Annotated in this window: 22 protein-coding genes; 2 read left to right on the forward strand and 20 right to left on the reverse strand. The window is 61.1% G+C overall.

The window, feature by feature from the left end; all coding sequences use genetic code 11:
• Positions 1-2: 2 nt before the first annotated feature.
• Complete coding sequence (locus tag J3U95_RS14520; RefSeq protein WP_208279273.1) at positions 3-398, reverse strand: hypothetical protein; 396 nt, start codon at positions 396-398, stop codon at positions 3-5.
• Between the two features lie 328 nt (positions 399-726).
• Between J3U95_RS14520 and J3U95_RS14525 the strand changes: the two genes are divergently transcribed.
• On the forward strand, positions 727-1,155 hold the full coding sequence (locus J3U95_RS14525; protein ID WP_208279274.1) for a PH domain-containing protein: 429 nt from the start codon (positions 727-729) through the stop codon (positions 1,153-1,155).
• A gap of 80 nt (positions 1,156-1,235) precedes the next feature.
• Here the strand turns inward: J3U95_RS14525 and J3U95_RS14530 are convergent, their stop codons facing one another.
• The 19 genes from J3U95_RS14530 to J3U95_RS14620 all read right to left on the reverse strand — a co-directional run bounded on the left by J3U95_RS14530 (position 1,236) and on the right by J3U95_RS14620 (position 18,793).
• Positions 1,236-2,021 (reverse strand): DNA adenine methylase, encoded by a 786-nt coding sequence (locus tag J3U95_RS14530; RefSeq protein ID WP_208279275.1) that lies wholly within the window; start codon positions 2,019-2,021, stop codon positions 1,236-1,238.
• A 142-nt stretch (positions 2,022-2,163) separates the two neighbouring features.
• Complete coding sequence (locus J3U95_RS14535) at positions 2,164-2,709, reverse strand: hypothetical protein (protein ID WP_208279276.1); 546 nt, start codon at positions 2,707-2,709, stop codon at positions 2,164-2,166.
• Positions 2,706-3,167: a glycoside hydrolase family 73 protein gene (locus J3U95_RS14540; RefSeq protein WP_208279277.1), complete on the reverse strand. Its 462-nt coding sequence runs from the start codon at positions 3,165-3,167 to the stop codon at positions 2,706-2,708. Before J3U95_RS14540 ends, J3U95_RS14535 begins: the two co-directional genes overlap by 4 nt.
• A complete protein-coding gene (locus J3U95_RS14545) occupies positions 3,167-3,544 on the reverse strand; it encodes a hypothetical protein (RefSeq protein ID WP_109344667.1) in 378 nt (125 codons plus the stop codon). Before J3U95_RS14545 ends, J3U95_RS14540 begins: the two co-directional genes overlap by 1 nt.
• Before the next feature lie 122 nt (positions 3,545-3,666).
• On the reverse strand, positions 3,667-4,158 hold the full coding sequence (locus tag J3U95_RS14550; RefSeq protein ID WP_208279278.1) for a hypothetical protein: 492 nt from the start codon (positions 4,156-4,158) through the stop codon (positions 3,667-3,669).
• The gene (locus J3U95_RS14555) at positions 4,159-4,632 is read right to left on the reverse strand and encodes a DUF4376 domain-containing protein (RefSeq protein WP_208279279.1); all 474 of its coding nucleotides are present in this window, start codon (positions 4,630-4,632) and stop codon (positions 4,159-4,161) included. It lies immediately after the preceding gene.
• Positions 4,629-5,660, reverse strand: coding sequence for a hypothetical protein (locus J3U95_RS14560; protein ID WP_208279280.1), 1,032 nt, complete (start codon positions 5,658-5,660; stop codon positions 4,629-4,631). The genes J3U95_RS14555 and J3U95_RS14560 overlap by 4 nt, the downstream gene beginning before the upstream one ends.
• Positions 5,661-7,292: a hypothetical protein gene (locus tag J3U95_RS14565; RefSeq protein ID WP_208279281.1), complete on the reverse strand. Its 1,632-nt coding sequence runs from the start codon at positions 7,290-7,292 to the stop codon at positions 5,661-5,663.
• A complete protein-coding gene (locus J3U95_RS28635) occupies positions 7,289-11,770 on the reverse strand; it encodes a DUF4214 domain-containing protein (RefSeq protein ID WP_208279282.1) in 4,482 nt (1,493 codons plus the stop codon). Before J3U95_RS28635 ends, J3U95_RS14565 begins: the two co-directional genes overlap by 4 nt.
• Positions 11,767-12,171: a DUF1799 domain-containing protein gene (locus tag J3U95_RS28365; RefSeq protein WP_208279283.1), complete on the reverse strand. Its 405-nt coding sequence runs from the start codon at positions 12,169-12,171 to the stop codon at positions 11,767-11,769. Before J3U95_RS28365 ends, J3U95_RS28635 begins: the two co-directional genes overlap by 4 nt.
• Complete coding sequence (locus J3U95_RS14580; protein WP_208279284.1) at positions 12,123-12,473, reverse strand: hypothetical protein; 351 nt, start codon at positions 12,471-12,473, stop codon at positions 12,123-12,125. Before J3U95_RS14580 ends, J3U95_RS28365 begins: the two co-directional genes overlap by 49 nt.
• 40 nt (positions 12,474-12,513) lie before the next feature.
• Entirely contained in the window at positions 12,514-13,500 is a 987-nt protein-coding gene (locus J3U95_RS14585) for a phage tail tube protein (RefSeq protein ID WP_208279285.1), read from the reverse strand.
• A 3-nt stretch (positions 13,501-13,503) separates the two neighbouring features.
• Positions 13,504-13,689: a hypothetical protein gene (locus J3U95_RS14590; protein WP_208279286.1), complete on the reverse strand. Its 186-nt coding sequence runs from the start codon at positions 13,687-13,689 to the stop codon at positions 13,504-13,506.
• The gene (locus J3U95_RS14595) at positions 13,686-14,135 is read right to left on the reverse strand and encodes a hypothetical protein (RefSeq protein WP_208279287.1); all 450 of its coding nucleotides are present in this window, start codon (positions 14,133-14,135) and stop codon (positions 13,686-13,688) included. The genes J3U95_RS14590 and J3U95_RS14595 overlap by 4 nt, the downstream gene beginning before the upstream one ends.
• Complete coding sequence (locus tag J3U95_RS14600) at positions 14,132-14,437, reverse strand: head-tail joining protein (protein ID WP_208279288.1); 306 nt, start codon at positions 14,435-14,437, stop codon at positions 14,132-14,134. The genes J3U95_RS14595 and J3U95_RS14600 overlap by 4 nt, the downstream gene beginning before the upstream one ends.
• Positions 14,437-14,766 carry a DUF2190 family protein gene (locus J3U95_RS14605; protein ID WP_208279289.1) on the reverse strand — a complete coding sequence of 110 codons (330 nt, stop codon included), beginning with the start codon at positions 14,764-14,766 and terminating at the stop codon, positions 14,437-14,439. The genes J3U95_RS14600 and J3U95_RS14605 overlap by 1 nt, the downstream gene beginning before the upstream one ends.
• A gap of 62 nt (positions 14,767-14,828) precedes the next feature.
• On the reverse strand, positions 14,829-16,880 hold the full coding sequence (locus J3U95_RS14610) for a ClpP-like prohead protease/major capsid protein fusion protein (protein ID WP_208279290.1): 2,052 nt from the start codon (positions 16,878-16,880) through the stop codon (positions 14,829-14,831).
• A 144-nt stretch (positions 16,881-17,024) separates the two neighbouring features.
• On the reverse strand, positions 17,025-18,560 hold the full coding sequence (locus J3U95_RS14615) for a phage portal protein (protein WP_208279291.1): 1,536 nt from the start codon (positions 18,558-18,560) through the stop codon (positions 17,025-17,027).
• Positions 18,561-18,562: 2 nt separating this feature from the next.
• Positions 18,563-18,793 (reverse strand): DUF6148 family protein, encoded by a 231-nt coding sequence (locus tag J3U95_RS14620; protein WP_229519843.1) that lies wholly within the window; start codon positions 18,791-18,793, stop codon positions 18,563-18,565.
• Between the two features lie 193 nt (positions 18,794-18,986).
• Between J3U95_RS14620 and J3U95_RS14625 the strand changes: the two genes are divergently transcribed.
• Positions 18,987-19,562 carry a hypothetical protein gene (locus tag J3U95_RS14625; protein ID WP_208279292.1) on the forward strand — a complete coding sequence of 192 codons (576 nt, stop codon included), beginning with the start codon at positions 18,987-18,989 and terminating at the stop codon, positions 19,560-19,562.
• Positions 19,563-19,571 lie beyond the last annotated feature (9 nt).

The following is a 19,571-nucleotide window of genomic DNA, read 5'->3' on the forward strand; positions in this document are numbered from 1 at the left end:
GGCTATTCGCCGAACCGCACCGACCATTCCTGGACGTAGGACTGGCCCTTGTCTGCAACCGGCCTTTCTTCACCCTTGAGCAGCATGCTAGTACCATGCATCGTAGTCAGCTTGGCCTCGTGGAGTATGGGAATTAGCGGGCCACCCACCTGACTTGCAGGGTCGGTGACGGTGGCTTCGATGGCGCCACCCATCCCATAAACCCGCAGCTCACCCTCGACGGGCAGCGCCGCAGCGATCTGTTGGTCCGACAGGCGCTTGCCACGTTCTCGCAATCGTTTAACTTTCGCATGCATCGCGCGAGTGTAGCACTGTTGAGCAGGATCAAAGCTGGTCGCCCGGCAACCTGATACGGTCGTGTAATGGACAAACGAACTGATCGCTTGACGGCCGTGCAAGTTGACCTAGCGGTAAACATCGCCGCCGTGTTTGGCCCTGCGGCCGGTGTCATGTCATTGCTTGGCCAAGGTATCTCGCCCCAGCTCGTACAGCGGGTCCTCATCGAGGACGGTCCTCGCCGAGGGGCTGCTTCAACAGCTGCTCTAAGCACTCAAGCCTCGGTGCGCTGATCAAGCATGCGTCACGTCATCGCCCTCCATATCTCAGCAATTCAATGTTCCCTGTCGTTGCAATGACGCTATGCAATTGGCATGAACCAGTAAATCCCATTGTTGCATTTGGTTAATGATGTATGATTTTCTCTATTGCAACTACTAGGGAATTGAAATGGGATCGTACGTTAACCGCAACTTGGCATCTGACGAACAAGTGGTCTACGAAGCAAAGGTTTCTTGGGCTTCGCAATGGCTGCTCATTCTTCTCGGACTGGGGACGATCATGATGGGACTCGGCATCGTTTTCCTTGTGGTGGCCGTGATCAACGTCCTCACCACCGAGTTGGTCATTACCAACAAGCGCGTGATCGCAAAATTTGGCCTGATCAGTCGCAAGACGGTCGAGCTCAAAAACAGTAAGGTTGAAAGCGTCCAGGTCGACCAGTCAATCATGGGCCGCTTGCTGAACTTCGGCAGCATTGTTGTCTCTGGCGCCGGCGGCCCACAGGCACCTATCCCCAACATCTCCGCGCCTCTCCAGTTCCGATCGAAGCTGAACGAGATGACCGAAGAACGCGAAAATCAACGCGCAGCAGCTTAAGTCGGACGATGGAAGGGCCAGCACAGCTGGCCCTTATCTTTTGTGCAGACGTCTGCACGAACTAGGACGACACCGGCGCTTTAGAACAGGCCGGCTGGCTCCGCCGCACGGTCCCAGCTGTAGATGATGACCTCAGCGCGCTCTACGCCCTTGCCGCCGCCAACCGTATAGTTAATCGGCACTGTGTCCATCTGGAAGTCCGCGAACACACGACGGATCTCAGGATGATCATTCAGGCTCACGATCGCCTTCCCCTTCAGGCGCTTCATTAGGGCCGCCATCTTCTGGTACTCCTCGAGCCCGAAATCGACACCGTAGCCTTCCGTCTCCCAATACGGCGGATCAAGGTAGAAGAGCGTATGGGGGCGGTCGTACCGCTCCATCAGCTTGTGCCAATCCATGTTCTCGATGTAGGCGCCCGACAGCCGCAGATGGGCCGCGGATAAGTTCTCTTCGATCCGCAACAGGTTGATCGGCGGCGTGGTCGTCGCCGTGCCCCAGGTCTGCCCTTGGACCTTGCCGCCAAACGCATGATGCTGCAGGTAGAAGAACCTCACCGCACGCTGGATGTCGGTGAGCGTGTCTGGGGGCGTCTCCTGATGCCACTTGAACACCTCACGACTGGCCAGCACCCACTTGAAGTGCCTCACGAACTCCTCGAGGTGATGCTGCACGACGCGATACAACCTGACTAGTTCACCGTTGATGTCGTTGATGACCTCAACCTTCGCCGGCGGCCTCATGAAGTAGAGCGCCGCCCCGCCGGCGAAGACCTCGACGTAGCACTCGTGCGCCGGGAACTGGGGAATGATATGGTCGGCCAGGCGTCGTTTGCCGCCGATCCATGGAATGATGGGAGTTGCCATTAGTAAACCTTACAGTTGCGATTGTGCTAAACTCGCGCCGCCTTCCGGAAGGTGGCAGAGCCTTGCTTGGTTCACTGGCGAGAACAGTGGATCGAGGCCGACGCAGGTTGTTAGCGCAACTCGCGCCGGCGCTCTGTCTTTACTACGGGGCGATGGCCCCTACTTCGTAGAAGCCATGCCTGAGCGCCCAATCCTGCAGCGCGCTTACTTTTTCTCGGAGACGCTCGGTTTCGAGGTCTGCATCGCGGGCGAGGTCTCGAAGATGCTGCTCAGTCGGCTTTGGTAGCTCGACGTATTCGGTCGCTCCGGCGTCATGAGGGACGACGGGACCTGAGGCTTCGGCGCCGCCGGCAGTGGCACACACGCGGGCAGGGACTGCGATGCGCAGCCGCAGACGATCGGCAGCAGCGCGCTCAGCAGCGATACGCTTTTCAGCTTCATTGAGATTCCTTTGGTAAGTGGCCAGGGTGGCTCGGGTGGACACGATGTCCCGCTGTCGCTCGGCTTCGTTATGGGCCACCGCGATCCGCACGTCGTGCATGGCCGCGTCCGCACGTTCTGCCTTGTCGAGTTCCCATTCGAGCCGGACATCGTCGGCGCCGAAGTGGTAACCAGACAGGCCAGCGATCGTTACCGCGCCAAGCAAGGCCGCTCCAACGGCAGCGACCTTTAACTGGTCAACGATCATGCTGCTGCTTCCTGGCTGTCGAAACGCTGGAGACTCCGGCCATTCATGACCGCGATAAGAATCTTCGCGTAATTCGGATCTGTCGCGTAGCCGGCTGCTGCTGCGGCACGAGCCCAGCCTTCGCCAGTGGTCTCATCGAAGCAAGCCGCGTAGCGCGGGTTCATTTTGAAGAAGCGCGCGCGGTCAGCGATGCATTCGTCCACGCTGGGATAGGCGCGGAACTTGGCGACCAGGTTGACGCGCTGGCCGCCCACGTATTCATGGGTCGGTACGTCGACGGTCTTGCCTTTCCAAGAGCGGTCGGCCTTGATGCCAAACAGGTTGTTGCCAGGGGCGCGCGAACCCCAGCCGGATTCGAGGGCCGCTTGGGCGATGGTGAACGAGGCCGGAATGCCGTGTTCTCGGTGGGCACGTTGGGCGGCCGGCAGCAGCAAGGCGATGAAGGCGGTGGGCGGCATCAGATGATCTCCCGCACGTCCTTGACTAGGTCAGCCAGGTCGGCATCGCGGCGCTTCTCGATGAACTTGAACAGTGCGCGAACGATGACCCACGCCGGCAGGCCGCACGTGAACATGAAACCGCCTTGGGCGATCTGGCCCAGCAGGTCATCCGACCAGTGCTCGATGCCAAGGTACTTGATGAGCGCGGCGCCGCCGGCGATCGAGCCGACGACTGTGCACGCCAACGCCACGCGCCACTCTTTCTTGCTGCCGGGCGGCGTCATGGCCATCACGACGAAGGACGCAAGTCCGGCGCCGATGCCCATGCCGACCAGGCCGCCGATGATTTTCATGCTTGCTGCGCCGGCGGCCGCGCCGGAAATCGGTTCACTCATTCGGGTTCTTTCGTGGTTAGAAGTCGCCCGGCATGGTGTCCAATTCATGCGCACTTCGGATTACCGGGTGCGCACAGTCTCTCGCTCTAGCGGTCCCATTTCTAGGGAGAAATGGGACTATTTCACGCGTCGCTGCTGCGGAGGTCGACGCGCTGCAGCTTCGGATGGAAGCACTGGAACAGGTCGTTCGGCGTGACCCGATGCGCTTCGGCCGGATCGAGCAGGACTGCACCGCCGGCCATCAGCAGCGCGAACACCAGCTCGCTGCACCACCAGGTTGACGTGTCGTTCCAATCGTCCGACGCGAGGAACGGAATGCCCAGGGCACCCCAGAAGTCGTAGCCGCGGCCATCCTGCTCTTCGCCGAATGCGATTGCCTGCTCGAGGTCCGGGACCCATACCGTCATGTCCTGGTACCGAACTACGCCCTTCATCACCTGGTCGACCGTCGTCGCCCTGCAGCCGTGGGTCATGGAGGCCTCATAGGCCCGGGCGCCGGCGATCGCGACCACGTGGCTAAAGAAGCGGGAGCCGGAGCAGCGCGCTATCAGCAGGCTCGCGGGGTTCCATGGCCACTTGGTGGTGAACCTTACCGTGATAACTCCAGCCGCCATCTACGAGCCCTCCTCGTCGGGAAGCGCCGGCGACGACCATTGGATTGCTGCGATCTCCTCCGGCGTGCTGGCTGCTGCTAGCGCCGCCTTCAGTTCCTGCGAGTGATTGAAGTTCTCGGTGCCCTGAGCGGTCATTGAGGAATACATGGCACAGAAGGCATCGACGTCAACCAGCGGCAGCATCGTTTTGTCCGTCGCTTTCCAGCCGCCAGGGAATCCTTCGGGAAAGGCGCCGAACAGTGCGATGTGGTGCGCGACGCCGTCGAGATCGGACCGGGACAGCGCGTCGCAAGCGATCTGCTTGCCCGCGTGCGGGAATGTCGATGCATTGGCGGCCGAGCGCCATGTATCGATCTCCGCATTCTTCTCAGCTCGGAGCGCTGCGATATCTGGTATGCGCGCCGCTCCCTCTTCCGCAGTCTCGTCGCGAACGACGACCTGGCCATTTACGAAATCTGCTACTTGAATGCTCATGCTTTACGCACTCCATAAACGCGGATCGTTCCGCCAGTGAAAGTGATGCCCTGCGTCTGAAGGAAAACACCGAAGCCGGTTACGACGCTGGTGGGTAGAAACATCCCACGCGTTGCCGCGGCGTACATTGTCCCGCCTAGTTGAGCCGCCCCATCCCAAGTGATCGCTTTTGGTTCCGCGGAGTTGACGCCGCCGATCTGCAAAACCCCCGATCGCTTGGTGGCCGCGGCTTCGTTGGTCGCGCCAACTATGAATGCGTCCTGCTGCGTTGTAGCGTTGTTACCTGCGTTAGCATATTGATACGCAGTTGTCGACACTAGTGCGCCACCGACGGCCAGCCTTAGAAAAACTTGCGACTGCCCGCTTTGCGTGATCCCCGTAAAATGAGCGAAGTACCAGTCGTGGTCGGCATCGAACACATTCAGCGCGTTGACCGCGCTGACGCCTGCCGGGACTGGAACAGTGGCTAAGAGCTCGGTCGCCCCCGGCACGGTACCCGAGTCGCCATTTCGGTCGATGAAGACCATCAGCGCATCGCCGTTGGTGAAGGGGCTAGCCAGCCCGCCGCCCGTCGCGCGCCAGGTCATGGTGAGATTGCGGTAGCCCGTCGGAATCGCCACCGCGGTCACGTCGAAGATCAACCACTTGCTCGGGTCGGTCATCTTCACGACACGGACCGATCCTTTCACAGCGCTCGTGGCCGCGCGCAGGTCTGCCAGCACGTTGGTCATATCGGTGCCGCCGAAGGTTTGCAGATCCATGCGCATGACGGTCGCTGCATTCTGGGTAGCGCTGCTCAGGCGCAGCTTGCCGACGCCCGGGTCCGCGTCGACAGTCGAGCTGTCGAAGACATATGGGAATGCGTAGACGCCGCCAGCGGCTAAGGCGTTGAGCGCAGCCAACGTTGCATTGACTTCCCTTCCCCATTTGGGAAAATTTCGGAAGACATAGTCAACTGAAGCGTCGAAGACCTTCTGCTCCAAGGTCCTATACGGCAGCTTCGACTCGTCTAAAAAAGTTTCGATCATTTATACAGCCCCTTCGATCATCAGATTCATTTTCGATTGCATTTGATACTCAATAACGTTTTTAAAGCTTCCATATCGACCAAACACCGCTGTTGCCCCGTACGGCCCACCGACCCATACAAGCGGGCGTTGACGCAGCTCGAAGAGGCGCTCTTGTACGTAAGTGATCTCGTCATTAGGCACGACCACGTCGCACGACATTCGCTTGGCGTAGGGTCGGATCGTTGTCTTGCTGGTGCCGTCGAAATTGAACGTGGTGCTAGAGAAATCCTTTCCTTCGGTCGACAAACCTAGAAGGCTCGGGCCGAATTCCTCTACCGGCCCGATTACACACATACCTGCCTTCGCCTCCGCCCCAATCTTCTGGAGTGAAATCGTGACCAGTGCATTGGCATAGACCGGCAAGTCCAGCACAAAAAAATAGGTCCTGCGCTTGACGCGTTTGAACATCCAGCTGAAGTAGCTCGACTGAGAGTTTGACTCGATCAGGCTGATGACTTCGCTGCGAACGACACCATCGAGCGCGTCGACCATGCTGAGCCTCAGCTCATGTATATCCAGGTTGCCAAGGTAGAGTCCCTGCGCCACCATCTCCGGTGTCAGCACGACCAGGATTTCATCGGGCATAACGGTCTGCGTGTTGTTGTAGTCGTCGAACATGGCCCGGCGGTTTATTGCACCGCGCGGCGACCAAACAGAGGTATCGCCCAGCGCTTTACCTACGTTGCCAGCAACCAGTGACTGGAATGCCTCGTAGGTGATTGGGTCGTAGACACGCGCATCTTTTGCATAAGTCACCTTGGGGTCATAGGCGGCCTCAGCAATCGGCACGTTCGAATACACCAGGCCAGCACCAGCACCGATCACATCAGCAGCGCGGGTTACAGCGCTGTTGCTGGTCTTGATCGGGAAGCGAGGCAGCTTATCGCGGCACAAGTGCGGCAAGCCGATGCGGACAGTGAAGTCGTACGATCGCCCCGCCGAAAATGACATCGTCACCCCCGAGTGGATGAACGCGGTGTTCGCATTGGTGATGGTCAACTCATGCTCGTACTGCGTGAGGGGTTGCCCAGAAATGGGCAGCGCTTCGCCGCTAGATTGCTGGATATGCGCCGGCACCGCGGATCGTTCGGTGATAAAGGACCGTATCGAATTCGGCAAACTTGCAGATGGGCGCATCCGATAAAAAAAGCCAGCAACCCATTTTTGCCCCGGTACAGCGGCAACAATTTCATTAGATTCAAACCGTATATACAGCGAGCCGTTAGCCGATGCGGTGCCCTGATATCGGATATCGATACACTGCAATCCGTTCTCGATGGGCAGGTCGACGATGTTCGCGGTGATCCCTAGTACTGCCCCGTCCACGCCGTCAAGGAACCCCCAAAAATTAGGCTTTGTACCCGGTGAGCCCGAGACCGCCCCCTGCATCGTGTTGTTGCGGATGTGGTTCGTCTCCGGCTCGAGGTCTACCACGGCGAATGGCGCCTTGCTCAGGTCGGAAGGGTCATAGGTGACCGCCAAGGTATTTGCCGGCACCTCGACCAGCGTGCCGGTCCGGTCATACACCCACTTGGGGGACGCGCGCGTGCAAGCTACATCGCCTATCGTTATTGGTTCGACAATAATCATGCTTCCTCTTTCACAATCTTCGTCGCGAATGGCACTTCGCCTCTAGTGGCCGCATCCAAGTGATCGGCTGTGTTCAAGGTGTTAATAGCAATGGCACCAAGGCCAGCGTTCAACTCCTCACGCAGGAGCGTGTTCTCGGCACGCAGTTGGGCAACTTCGAAGCTCAAGCTGCTCACGGCCCGCGCCAGTACCACACCGTTGTCCGCCGGGCTCGCCAGTCGCGAGAACATGTCCTTCGTCTGGTTCGCATTGAAGATGCGTGACGGCCCGGTCGCCTCAAGCTCGGGGCCATCCTCGCCAACGATGCGCCAGCCGCCCGCGTGATCGCCGCCTGTGGCGAAGCCAGGCACACCGCGCAACTTTTTCGCTTCGTCGCTGTTCTGGAACGTGTCCCGGATCGCATCCAGACTGATGCCGCCCTTCAGGCGTTCCATCCAGTAGTCCAGCCCTGCGGCATCCGCAGTCCGACCAAGCACATCGCCATAAAGCTTCTTGATCTTCGCCTCAGGCGAATTCACGATCGAGTCCACCACCGCATTCTGCGAAGCGCCGTTGGCCACGCGATCCTGCCAGTAAGCCAGGCCGCCGGCGTCTGGAGTCCTCCCCAGCGCCTGCTGGTACGCACTGGAGATTGCCGACGTGCCGCTGATGATCGGATTGGCTTTGGCCGCTCCGATGGCGGCCGCGAGCGCATCCATCGCTTGCGACAACGTCAGCAGTCCAGTGGCCTGGCCATTCAATGCGTCGATCTGCTCCTGCCCGTTTTCCACGATCCGATCCAGGCGAGCTATCTGATCCTCGAGCGCCCGTAGCGACCGCTCTTCAACCGTCAGCGCCTTGTCCGTGATGCCGGCCAAGGCAGCAATGTCGCTCTGCGTCTGGTACAGGTCCAACAGATAATCGTTGTACGAACTGAACTGGTCCGACGCATCGCGGGTCACGGCGCTCAAAGCATCGCGCAGGCTTTCCGCATCCGGCAGGGCGCCGCCGGTCTGCGCCTTTACCAGCGCCGCGCGGATCTGTGCCTGTGCGGCTGCACGCTGGGCCAGCTGCTGCTCCGGCGACGTCATACTGTTGAGCGTGCCATTGAGAAGCTGCGCCAATCCCTGCAGCCGATTCACCGCCGCAGCATGGACGTCGACGCTTGCCTGCAGCGCGGCCTTCTCACGTGACGCGACACGCTGCAGCGTGAGGAATGCTTTATCGACCTCGCCCAGCAGCGCCGCCGCTGCAGCGTTCGCATCTTCCACCGCCGCCTTCTGCGCCTTGAGAGCCTGCACTTGGTCGAAGAGCGCCCGTACACTCTCATCCAGCGCAGCCCGCTGCTGCTCAAGCGCCACTTGCTCCTGCTGCGCCGACGTCAGCGTCAGCGCGTCGTACTCAGCCTGCAGCTGCTTACGCTGCTCGAGCACGGCCGCAGCCTGTGCCGCAGCTTGCTGTGCAGCGGCTTCGGTGGCCGGATACACCTTGGCGAAGTCTGCCTGGATCGCCATCAACGCTGCATACCGCTTCGCGCCTTCTTCGCTGGCCAGGGCACCGCTGTTGATCAGGTCCAGCACGACCTGCTTGAACTCGTCGCGGGTATCGACGCTGGCCAGGCCAAGGGCCGCCATCTGCTCCGTTACCGCCTTCAGCACCGGCGCGTTACGCTCGGCCTCGGACAGGAAGTTTTGCTGGAAGAATTGGACGCCAGACGCGAACGCATCCAGTCCGCCGGCTGCCTGGAGGAGTCGTTCGCGAGCAGCCAGCGATGAGACGCCAACCGCACCGAACGTGACCCCGATAGAGGCTAGCGCGTCGTCGACCACGGCGTACCCCGTTGCCAGGCGCTGCAGCGCGGCCGATGCGGACTCGCCTTTCTGCTGGAGATTCACCAGCTCCGGCACCAGGTCGGTGGCCATGGTGTTCGCGAGCCCTTCGAAGTAGGCGATGATATTGGCCTGCGTCTCGGCATCGGTCTTCCCGATCGCGATATTGATCGCGTCGGTTCGACGGGCGATGCTCGACGCGTCCACGCCAAGCGCTTCGGCGAAGGCCTTCGTGGACACCTTCATGACGCCATAGGCATCGGACAGCGCCTGATCCATTTCTGGCGCCACGTCCACGCGATCGAAGCCGGACTTGTCGCTCCGGAACCAGCCGCCCTTCTGCTTCCACTGCTGGATAACCTTGCCGTCGAAGCCACCCTCCCCCAAGGTACCGGCGAGGTTGCTGCCCACGACTTCCTTCGGCTTATGGCCGAACAAGCGGTTCACGGCGCCGCCCAGCAGGCCACCGACCAGCGAGCCAAGGGCTGTCCCGAGTGGGCCAACAATCGTGCCGACAGCAGCGCCAATCGCGGTGCCGGCGTTGACCGTTGAATTTCCCGAGCCGCCAAACGCCGAATAGCCGTTCGACAGTGCCCGACCGCCCATCACCCCGCCGAACACGCCGCCGGCGATGCCCGCGGCTGCTCCCAGGCCATTGGCCAGTGGGGTCAGCGCCTGGCCAGACGCGGTCGCCAACCCTTGCGATGCCAGGGGCGTGTAGCCCATCGAGCTCATGATGTTCTGTGCGAAGCCGGCGACGGTGTCGCCAAGAGCGGCGAAGCCACCCTGCATCGCGTCGTAGATCCCCTTGACCGAGCTGATCGCGCTACCGACACCGGCTCCTCCAGCACCGCTCGCACCTGGAACGGCGCCGAGGCCGAACTGGTTGAGCACGCCCTGCCCGAGCCCGTTCAAGGTCCCCGAGACGGGCTGCAGCACGCCCTGGATCACGGGACGAAGCACCAGGGTGTTGAACATATTTTTCAGCGTGTCGACCAGGTTCTCGGCGAAGCCTTTGCCGTTCTCGAAGCCGCGCAGCAGCGCATCGGTCAAAGACGACTCGATCGTCTCGGACATGCGCTTGCCCTCGTCGGCCAGCTTCTTGACTGCCTCGATCTCCGCATCATGGACGGTCGCTGCGGCCTGGGCATTGCGCAGGCCTTTCAGGGCGTCGATCCTTCGCTGGATGTCGGCGACGCCAGCGTCCGACAAGACGAGCGACTGCTTCGCTGCCTCGAGCTCGGCGATCTGAACATCGGTGATCGCCTCCGGCAGCATGCCGTAGGTGCGGATCTTTAGTTCCAGGGCTTCGGTCTGCTTGACGATTCCATCGATGTCGCGGTCAACCGCAGCAGTGGCTTCGTCCAGCAGCTTTTTCTCGTCTGCAGCAGCCTTCGCAGCCGCATCGTTTGCAGCCTTGATCGCTGGCTGCTTGGCAAGCAAGTCGGCCTGCGCCTTCGTCAGCTGGTCGACCGAGATAGCGCCGTTCGCATACGCCTTGCTGAGCGCCTCCCATTCTTGGGAAAAGGTACCGCTCAGGCCTGACAACTCGGCCAGCAGCTTGGCTTGAGCCTGTTGCTCCTGGTTCAGTTTCTTCGTCTCAGCAGCGATCTCGGCAGCGCTCTTGCCCACGACCGTTCCGTGGCGCACGATGGCTGCCATTTCTTCCACGGATGCGTCACCGCTGGCGCCCCAGGCGGCTGCGATCGAACGCGCAGTGTCCGACCAGCTCTCCCCGATGTCGGCCTGCCACTGGCGCCCAATTTCTGCCGCTAGTTTGAACTCGCCTTGGACCAACGCGACCAGCTGGGCGGCCGCCGCACCAAGGGTCTTGCCTACCGTCGAGAACACCTCGACGATGCCAAGTCCGACTGTGTAGAGCAGTTTGAGTCCCGATGCCAGGAACTGCGCGGTGTTCTTGAGGGTATCGCCCTGCGTTGCGGTTTTGAGAAATTGGCCGGCAAGGGTGCTCAGCGTCGGCAGCAACTCTGCGGCCACACCTCGTGCCACGCCCTGGGTGCCGAGCATCAGCAGGTCCAAGGTATCGTTGAAGGCGCCGGCCTGCTCGACCGCCTCTTCATCCAGCGACAGGCCGAGCTGGCGCGCCATCGCGTCCATCTCGCGCAAGCCTTCGGCGCCGCCGTTGAGTAGCGGGAGCATGGCCGCCCCTGATTTGCCAAAGATCTCTTGCGCGAGGGCCACCTTCTGGACGCCCTCCTCCATGCCGGCGAACTCGTCCGCCAGCTCATACAGCATGTCCTTGTTACTCTTGAACGAACCGTCCAGATTCTTCGAGCTAATGCCGAGCTTCGCGAACGCGTCACCGTTATCGACGATCTGCTTGGACAACTTCGTCATCGCCCCTTCGAGGGCGCTCGCTTCCATGCCGCCCATCTGGAAGGCCAGCTCGAGGCCGGCCAGGTCTCCGACCGCAACGCCGATCCGTTGTGACAGGTCGCTCGCTGCGTCAGTGGCGTCGATCGCACCTTTGATCCAGCCGGTGAAAGCCGCGACGGACAGCGAGGCACCGACCGCACCAAGTACGCCGCCGATGACGCCACCAGCTTGCGACACCGTTTCCAAGGCGCCGGTCGCCTGCTCGCGGAACCGGCGAAACTCGGAAATTGCGCGATCGGCAACGGCTGTGATGATTACTCGAGATTCGCTCACTTCTTTCGTTCACTCCATCCTGACAAGGTCGCGCGCTCCATCGCCTGCACTTCCGAAAACAACTTAGGCCAGTCCTTGCGCTTGATCTTCCAGGCATCACGCACGACAAGGACGCTCTGGTAATTCAGGCCGACGGCGCCGCCTGGCCCGACGACCCACTGGGTCGACACGGCCTGGAAGAAGTTCCAGGCCTTGACGCATTCCGGCCAAAGGTAGAGAGGTTCGGCCCGCTGCCGCTCATAGACCGGCGCCAGGCCAAATGCCGCCGCGGCCTCGCTGACAGCTTCGTCGTCCAGCTCCTCCTGGTCTTCATCGACGATCCACCCTAGGGCCGCGTAGCGCGCGACCTGCGCTAGTTTTTTGCTTCGGCGCTCGTCTCCTTGGCGAAGGCGTTGAAGCACACCAAGGCCATACCGGGGATATTCAGCAGCGCATCGAATGCCTCAGGACAGAAGTCGGCCGGCTGGCCGGTCTCCTCGTCGTTGACCAGGCGCTGGCCACTCCAATCGCTGGTGACCTCACGCAGCACGTCCTTCATGTCGAATTCACCGCTGCTGATGCGCTGCTTGAGATCGTCTGCTTGCAGACGCGAGCAGGTCAGCGTGAACTTGAACGGCACGGGCTGACCCTTGCCATCCTTGGTGGCGCCCTTGACGGTGACGAGGACGGTTGGGCTGATAACGGTGGTAAAGCGCTTGCTCATGATTTTTCCTGTGTCGATGCGGGCCGCGAGGCCCGCGTGGTTATGCAAAGCTGGTGATGATGCGGATTTCGTCGTTGCCGGCGACGGGCGTGGCGCGCAGGTTGTAGCCAATCAGGCGCTCGCCGTTCAGCTCTTCCTTGGTCGGCTCTTTGAACTGTGCCGCCGGCAGGAACACGGCAACCTTGTCGTTCGGGACGGTGCCGTGGATCAGACCGAGCGTCGACTTCGTGGCGCTCTTGACCATGCCCATGAAGGACACCTCTTGGGCGGCGGTCTGCTTGAGCTTGACGGCGCCGGTAACCTCGCGATCGGTGATGGCGACCGACTTCCCGCCCAGGATCTTCTGGAAGGTCGCAGTGACACCCAGGTCGATGGTCAGGCCCTGGCTCGGATACTCGAGGCCGCCAACGAAGGCCGGCGCGGTGGCGATGCCGTGGGTGGCGCCAATCGTGATGTTTCCCGAGTTGTCGTCGGTGACGATCTGCGGCACGCGCCAGGCGGTCAAGGTCGTGGACGGATTGTTCAGTGCGGCGATGCCGCCATCGACACCGATGAGCTTGAAGCTGATCACTGGCTTTTCGCCGACAGTCAGGTTCAGCGAAGCGGTGCCACGCACGCCCAGGAGCTTGTGCAGCACGCCGTCGTCGAAGTAATAGATCGACGACGACTCGAAGCCGCCGGAGATCGGGACATAGTCGACGCGAATGCCGGCCGTGATGATCTCGGCAAAGCCGATCGAGCGCATGAGCGGTCCCCATGCCGGCGCCTTGCCCGCCGTGCCGGCGCCGACCAGCTCGATGTCGAATCCGCATTCGACGTACGACGCGCCTGGCAGCTCTTCCGACGCGCCCAGGTATTCGCGAATGATGTCGCGCCTGATCCACTCGGCGTTCAGCGCGTTGATCGAGACATTGCTGATCACGAGCGCGTTGGCTGCACCTTCTGGGATCGAGTCGACGCCGTACTCCTCTTCGAGCTTCGCGAGGATCGTGGTCTTGCGGATCAGGCGTTGGGTTTCCACAGCCATGTATTACTCCTGTTCTTTCGGTTCACGGACTGGCTCGAGCTTGCGAATCTCGCCGGTGCCAACATTGCGGACGTAGCTACCGCCCACCGCAGGGTCTTGCTGCGGCACAGGCGCCAGTGCAGACGTCTGCACTTCCTCAGGCTTGACCAGGTCCGGCGTACTGGCGCCGGCGGTTTTCAGGTCTTTCATATCTTCAGGGTTCTCCCGTTGGTTTGGTGTTTCACTACGAAGCGCGCGCTGACGCACGCCACGCTGTTGTCCAGCTCCTCGAAGTCCCAGGCCAGGGTGTCGCCCGGCAGAGGCCCAATGTCCATCACGCCGTAGCCGAGACCTGAGCCGCCATCGAGGTTGTCGAAGACCGCCTCGAGCACTTGGTCGGCGACCGTGCCGGGCACGTCTTCAGCGCCGTCGCGGCCGTAGCACTCGATCTCCAGCAGCGTGTCCCAGGTCGTACGGCCGCCCAGCTGCTTCACCTCCTGCGACAGCGAGCGGCCGAGGCGGACCACGATGGCCCGGTTCTTGTCATTGCCCAGCGGTCGCCGACGGTTGACGTAGACACGATCGACGACGAGTGCAGGGTCTTCCTGTAGGCGCTGTGCGATCGCCTGCACGATCGCCATGTGTTGGGTCGTCATGCTTTCTCCAGGAAGACCAGGCTCAGACCGGTCGGAAGGTAGCTGTCGGCCTGGCAGTCGGCCACCTTCCAGGCTGCACCGTTGACGGTGACGCGCATCTCGTCGAAGTCAGCAGGCACGCGGTCGTTGGCGATGACCATCTGCGGCGCCGCAGCCCCCATGCCCATGCCGACCATGCCATTCCTGTACTCGGCGTCGAAGATGACGGGGATGTCACCCTCGACGCCAGGAATGCGCGCGATGGCATTCGACAGGCGCTCCATCGCCAGTCGGTTCAGCCGGGCTTCGAGCTGGTCGAACATCAGGCGTTGATCTTGATGGGGACGGTAGCGGCGCCATTGCCAGCCGACGCGGCCGCGTAGCCAGCCGCCGTGTTGGTGCCCTCGGTGATGGTCAGGCGGAAGTCGTCGGCGTCCCAGTACAGGACATCGCCCTGCACCACTACGTCGGTCGGCAGCTTTGCGACGTTCCAGACACCGGTCACTGCGACCGAACCGGTTTCGTGGGGTGCGATATCGCGCAAGGCGATACCGACCCGCTTGCCCATCGCGACCATCAGCCCCGAGACAACTCCGGTCGCGCCGGCTTTGTAGTCAAGCACGTCGCCCTCTTGCACATAGTTCTTTGCCACTGCTGGCTCCTTTTCAGTTCAGGAGGCGCCGCGCGGGCGGCGCCGTCGTTAGATGGTCAGGACTATTCGCCCTGGTTGACGGCCAGCGTGCGGAAGTCGAGGGCCTTGACGCCTGCATCCATGCGCACCTTGAACTCGACGCCGTCGCGGGTCCAGCCGTCTTGCTGCTCCAGAGTCGGCGCCTGGTTGCCGTCGAGGTATTGCACTTCAACCGTGTCATGGACGTTCTGGTCAGCGGCGCCGTACCAGGTCGATGGATCAGCGTCCAGGCGAGCATCGCTGATGACTTCGAACGTGCCGCGTGCCGAGTTCGGCACGGTGTTGTTCTTGGCGCCCGCGCCGACTTCGTATTCGCTGTCCTTGACCACCAATGCGGTGCCTTCCAGGGCCACTGGCACCAGCAGCTTGGCCAGACGGATATTCAGCGCGCGCGCAGTGCCGTCGGTTTGCGTACGCATACGGGCACGCATGGCATTGACGGAGGCCGTGTTGATGCCTGCTGCGGCCAGGATGTTGGCGTGGTCTTCGTGGAACAGTTCCTTGCCATCAGCCATCAGCGGGTTGTCCATCAGGATCGCGTACACCAGGTCACCGATCGTGCGGATTGCGGCGCGGCCCATGCGACGCGGGATCTTGGTGAATGCGTCCAGGTCGTCGTTGATGATGGTCTGGCGGGTCAGCGAAAACATCTTGCCGTAGGTCGCCAGCTGGACGGTTTCACCACGTTCGCCGACCTCGGCGTAGTGGTACTCGCCGCCGTCCTGGATCCTGTCCAGCGACGGGAAGGTGTTCAGGTCGACACGCTTGCCCGGCTTGAAGTCGCCCAGGGTGCCGATCGAGGTCCACAGCTGGAACGTTTCTTCCGCTTCTTCGTAGCCCTTCATCATGGCCTTGTCGGCGACATTTGCCAGCAACAGTGGGAAGTCCGAACCGGTCTGGGTGAACGCGGCTGCAACCACGTCCATCTTGCCCATGCCGCGTGCGTTGACGCCGGCGTGGGCCAGGCATTCGCGTGCGAGGTCCATCAGCGAGAAGCCGCGGTAGTTGTTGGCTTTGTCGTCCTTGTCCAGGTTGCCGCGCGCCAGGATCGAGGCTTGGGCGCCAGCACGGAACTTGTCGCGCTCGTCTTCCAGGGTGACGATATAGCTGCCGGCGACCGGTGCCGAGCCTTTACCCAGGTGGGCCAAGAGCTTGGTATTCGCCTGCTCGAGGGTGCAACCCTGGTCGTCGGCGCAGGCTGCCTGCAGCGCAGGAACGCCTTCGATATTGGCGAACGACGCGAACGCGGCAGCGATACCTGCGCGGCGGGTCTTGTCGGCGGCCAGTGCCGCCTGTGCTGCTGCCTGGATGGCGTCCAGGGACGGGTCGGCGCCCGCTGGGGTGTTGGCTCCTGCCATGGTGTTGCTCTCCTTCGATTGGGGTTGAGGCGCGGCAGATGCCGCCGGGGTGGTCGGCTGCGGGAACGAGGCGTACCGCGCCTTAATAGAATCCTTGAGCTGGGCGCTCGCGGCGACCGGCAGGCCGGCGACGACGACGTCCACGAACTTCGCCGCCAGTGCTTGCTCGGCGGTGTACCAGTGATCCTTGCCGTCGGTGAGCAGGGCCAGCATCTCTGCCTTGTCGCCGCCGGTCTTCGACGCGTAGGTGGTCGACATCGCGTCGGCCCAGCTGTCGAGCATATCGGCGTACTCGCGCATGGCAGCGCTGTTGCCGGAGTTCCAGCCCCACGGTGCGTGGATCATGATCTGCGCGTTCTCCGCCATCTCGACGGTGTCGCCGGCCATCGCGATCAGGCTGGCGATCGAAGCGGCGATGCCGTCGACGACGGTCGTGACGGTTGCTTTGTGACGCTTGAGTGCGTTGTGGATCGCGATGCCGTCGGTTACCGAGCCGCCGTAGCTGTTGATGCGCACGGTGAGCTGCTCGACGTCGAGGGCCATGACTTCACGCACGAACGACGCCGCCGCAATAGTGTCGCCGTACCAGCTCTCGCCGATATCGCCGTAGATGAGGATCTCCGCACTGGCGACCTGCACACCGCCGGCTGCGCTTGCGCGCGCGCTGGGGCGGATGGTGTACCACTTCGGCGGCTGGTTCTGATCGGCTGTAGCCATCGTCCGTATTCCTTGTCCAATGCATCGTTTTGAAGTCGTCAGTTTGTTGTTCCAGCAGTCCCATTTCTAGGGAGAAATGAGACGATTTTTTTTATGAGCAGGGACGAAAAAAAGGCCACCTAGTGGTGGCCTGGAAACTGACGATTACTCTTCCTTGTCGGGAGCTTCGGGTGGCGGAGGTGCTGGCGGCGTGGCCTTGTTCTGGTTGGCGTAGTTCGACTTGAACACCAGTCCCTTCTCCGCGCACTCCGTGCGGTGCGCCATGATCTGCTCGAGCACATCGCGTGGGTTGACGCCGCGCTTACGCATGACCTCGACCTCACTGGCGAAGCCAGCTTCCACGAGTGCTTGCCAGGCCATGGCTTCCTTGAGCGGATCGATCCAGGGCATCGACTGGCCTACGAACAGGGCATCGTCGGCGGTCTCAGGATCGACGTCATGGGGCATCGGCACCACGCCCGAGAGGCGAGCAGCCAGCACGAAGTCGTTCCACGTCGGTTGGACGAACTGGCCCACGAATTCGTCGCACAGCACGGCGTAGTGGATCCACTGCTCAACCAGCTCCTGCCGCTGGGAGGAATAAGTGCCGCTGTAGTCACGGGCGATGCTCGAGTAGCTGCCGCCCAGGCCGGCCGCCACCGCACGGAGCTGGCCCTGCCGGAAGGTGACCAGGTTGGGGTTTGGACGGTTGGAGTCGATCATGCCGATCTCCTCGCCGACGCCGAGGTTGTCGATGATCATGCCTGGCGAGAAGTGCAGCTCCCGAGGTTGTCCATTCGGACCGTCCGGTCCCTCAGGGTACTGTTCTGGAGAGCCCTTCTTGACGTACGCAGTCAGGGACGCCGCCACCTTGGCCGCTATGCGCTCGGATTCCTCATAGTCCTTGATGTCCTCAAGGCGGCCAATGACGCTGGCGAACTCGGACACGCCCCGCATCTGGCCGATGCGGTCTAGCGAGGCGATGTGGTGCATGCGGCCGGCCTCAATGCGCTTGAGTTCGTAGCTTCCCTTGGTCCAGCTATCGCCACCGGGGAAGGCCTTGTACGCCCAATAGCCGGTTGGCTTGCCCCAAGTGTTACGTTCGATACCCTGCTGGATCCCGCGCGCCTGGTCGTGATAGTCGAACGGAATCAGATCGGGCTCGATCAGCTCGAGCGAGTACGGCACCTTAGTGCCATGATCCAGCAGCGGCACAGCACCGATGAGACGTTGCGAGAAACACTCGCCATCGCGCAGCCAAGTCTTCGCCACCAGGCGCTGAACCTTGCTCCAGTGGTGCCGCTGCGTTACTTCAGGGGTTTGCGCCCAGTTGCGGTAAGCCGTGCGCAGCGCGGCCGCGTATTCGACATGGATGGTGCCGTCACGCCGACGCGGCTGCGGTTCGATACCGATCCCGCTCGGGCCGACCACATTGTTCACCAGGGTGCGCAACGCTCCGCGAGCGATGTCGTGATTCGCCTCGAGGTGGCGGGCCAAGCCGCGCAAGCCAACCGCGCCCATCTGCGAGCCAGCATTTGGCGAGCCATTGGCCTTGCGGCCCTTGCGCAGGCGTGATGGCTTGGCCGCCTCGTACTGGTTCAGCACACTGCGGGCTGCGAGGCGGCGAGCACCGGCGACCGGCGAAAGGAAAGCGATCGCTCGGTCAACAAAGTTGAGCTGGACCTTCGTGTCGACCTTCATCGTTACCGGTCTCCAAAGCTGGCGACGGAGAACGACATGCCACCGATCGACGGCTGACCACTGGCCTTGCGCGCGTCCTGGGCGATGCGCGCTTCCCATTCTTGGCGGCCGGCACGGATCTCCTGGAGGTTTTCCATGCCCATCGAACGGCCTTGGAAAGTGATGGTCTTGCCAGCCAAGACGGCCAGTTCGGCCTTCATATATTCGGCAAGCATGGTTGCTGCGATAGTCATTGGACGCTCCTTGCATTGAGTGCCCAACACTACGATGTCCGTTGTCTCATTTCTAGGGAGAAATGAGACAACAGCCTCGACAATGAAGTGTCAATAAGTTAACCTAAATTGCTTTCAACCATCTTCACGCTTATACTCGGTCTTAGGCATGCCCCGAACAATAATTTATAACTCATTAATCTAACTAATAAAAATGCGTTTATTACCGTCCGCAGTTCTTATTTCTACTTTACTCCTTCTCCACGCGACGAGTTTCGCACAAGATTCAAGTAAGGCAGATCCTACTCCTAGCGAAGCAGCTCACTTTCTAAGCTCATTGAAAGCGCGATATGGTGAGGAGGCTCAAGCATCGCCGCTCTCATTTGACGATGTAGGGAATGGATCAGCAATCACTGGAATCAAAAAGAATAAAGACGATAAACAGCCGACTTTGTATCAAGCAAAAATCCAGATGCAACAAAACGGTGCGGAGTTAAATTTCTTAATTTTTTCAGAATGCACTTTAACCGACCCAACAAAATTGACTGAACGGATCATCAAAATAAGTGGACAAAAAGTCGTGACCTATTATGCCTGCGCCAACCCGTCTGGGAAAGTTACCGGCTATAGACAGGTTTATTTAGTAAAGTCCCCGAAAGCCAAAGAATTCCTGATAAGCAAATTTCACGAACAGAAATATGTCTTTATTGAATTCGACGGATTCCCGGTCCCTTTCGAGACCGTTGGATTTACGAAGTTTTGGGATGCGTCGAGTGGATCTGCTTTATGAAGCATCCTC

This window comes from Massilia oculi, assembly GCF_017582745.1.
GTDB lineage: Bacteria > Pseudomonadota > Gammaproteobacteria > Burkholderiales > Burkholderiaceae_D > Telluria > Telluria oculi_A.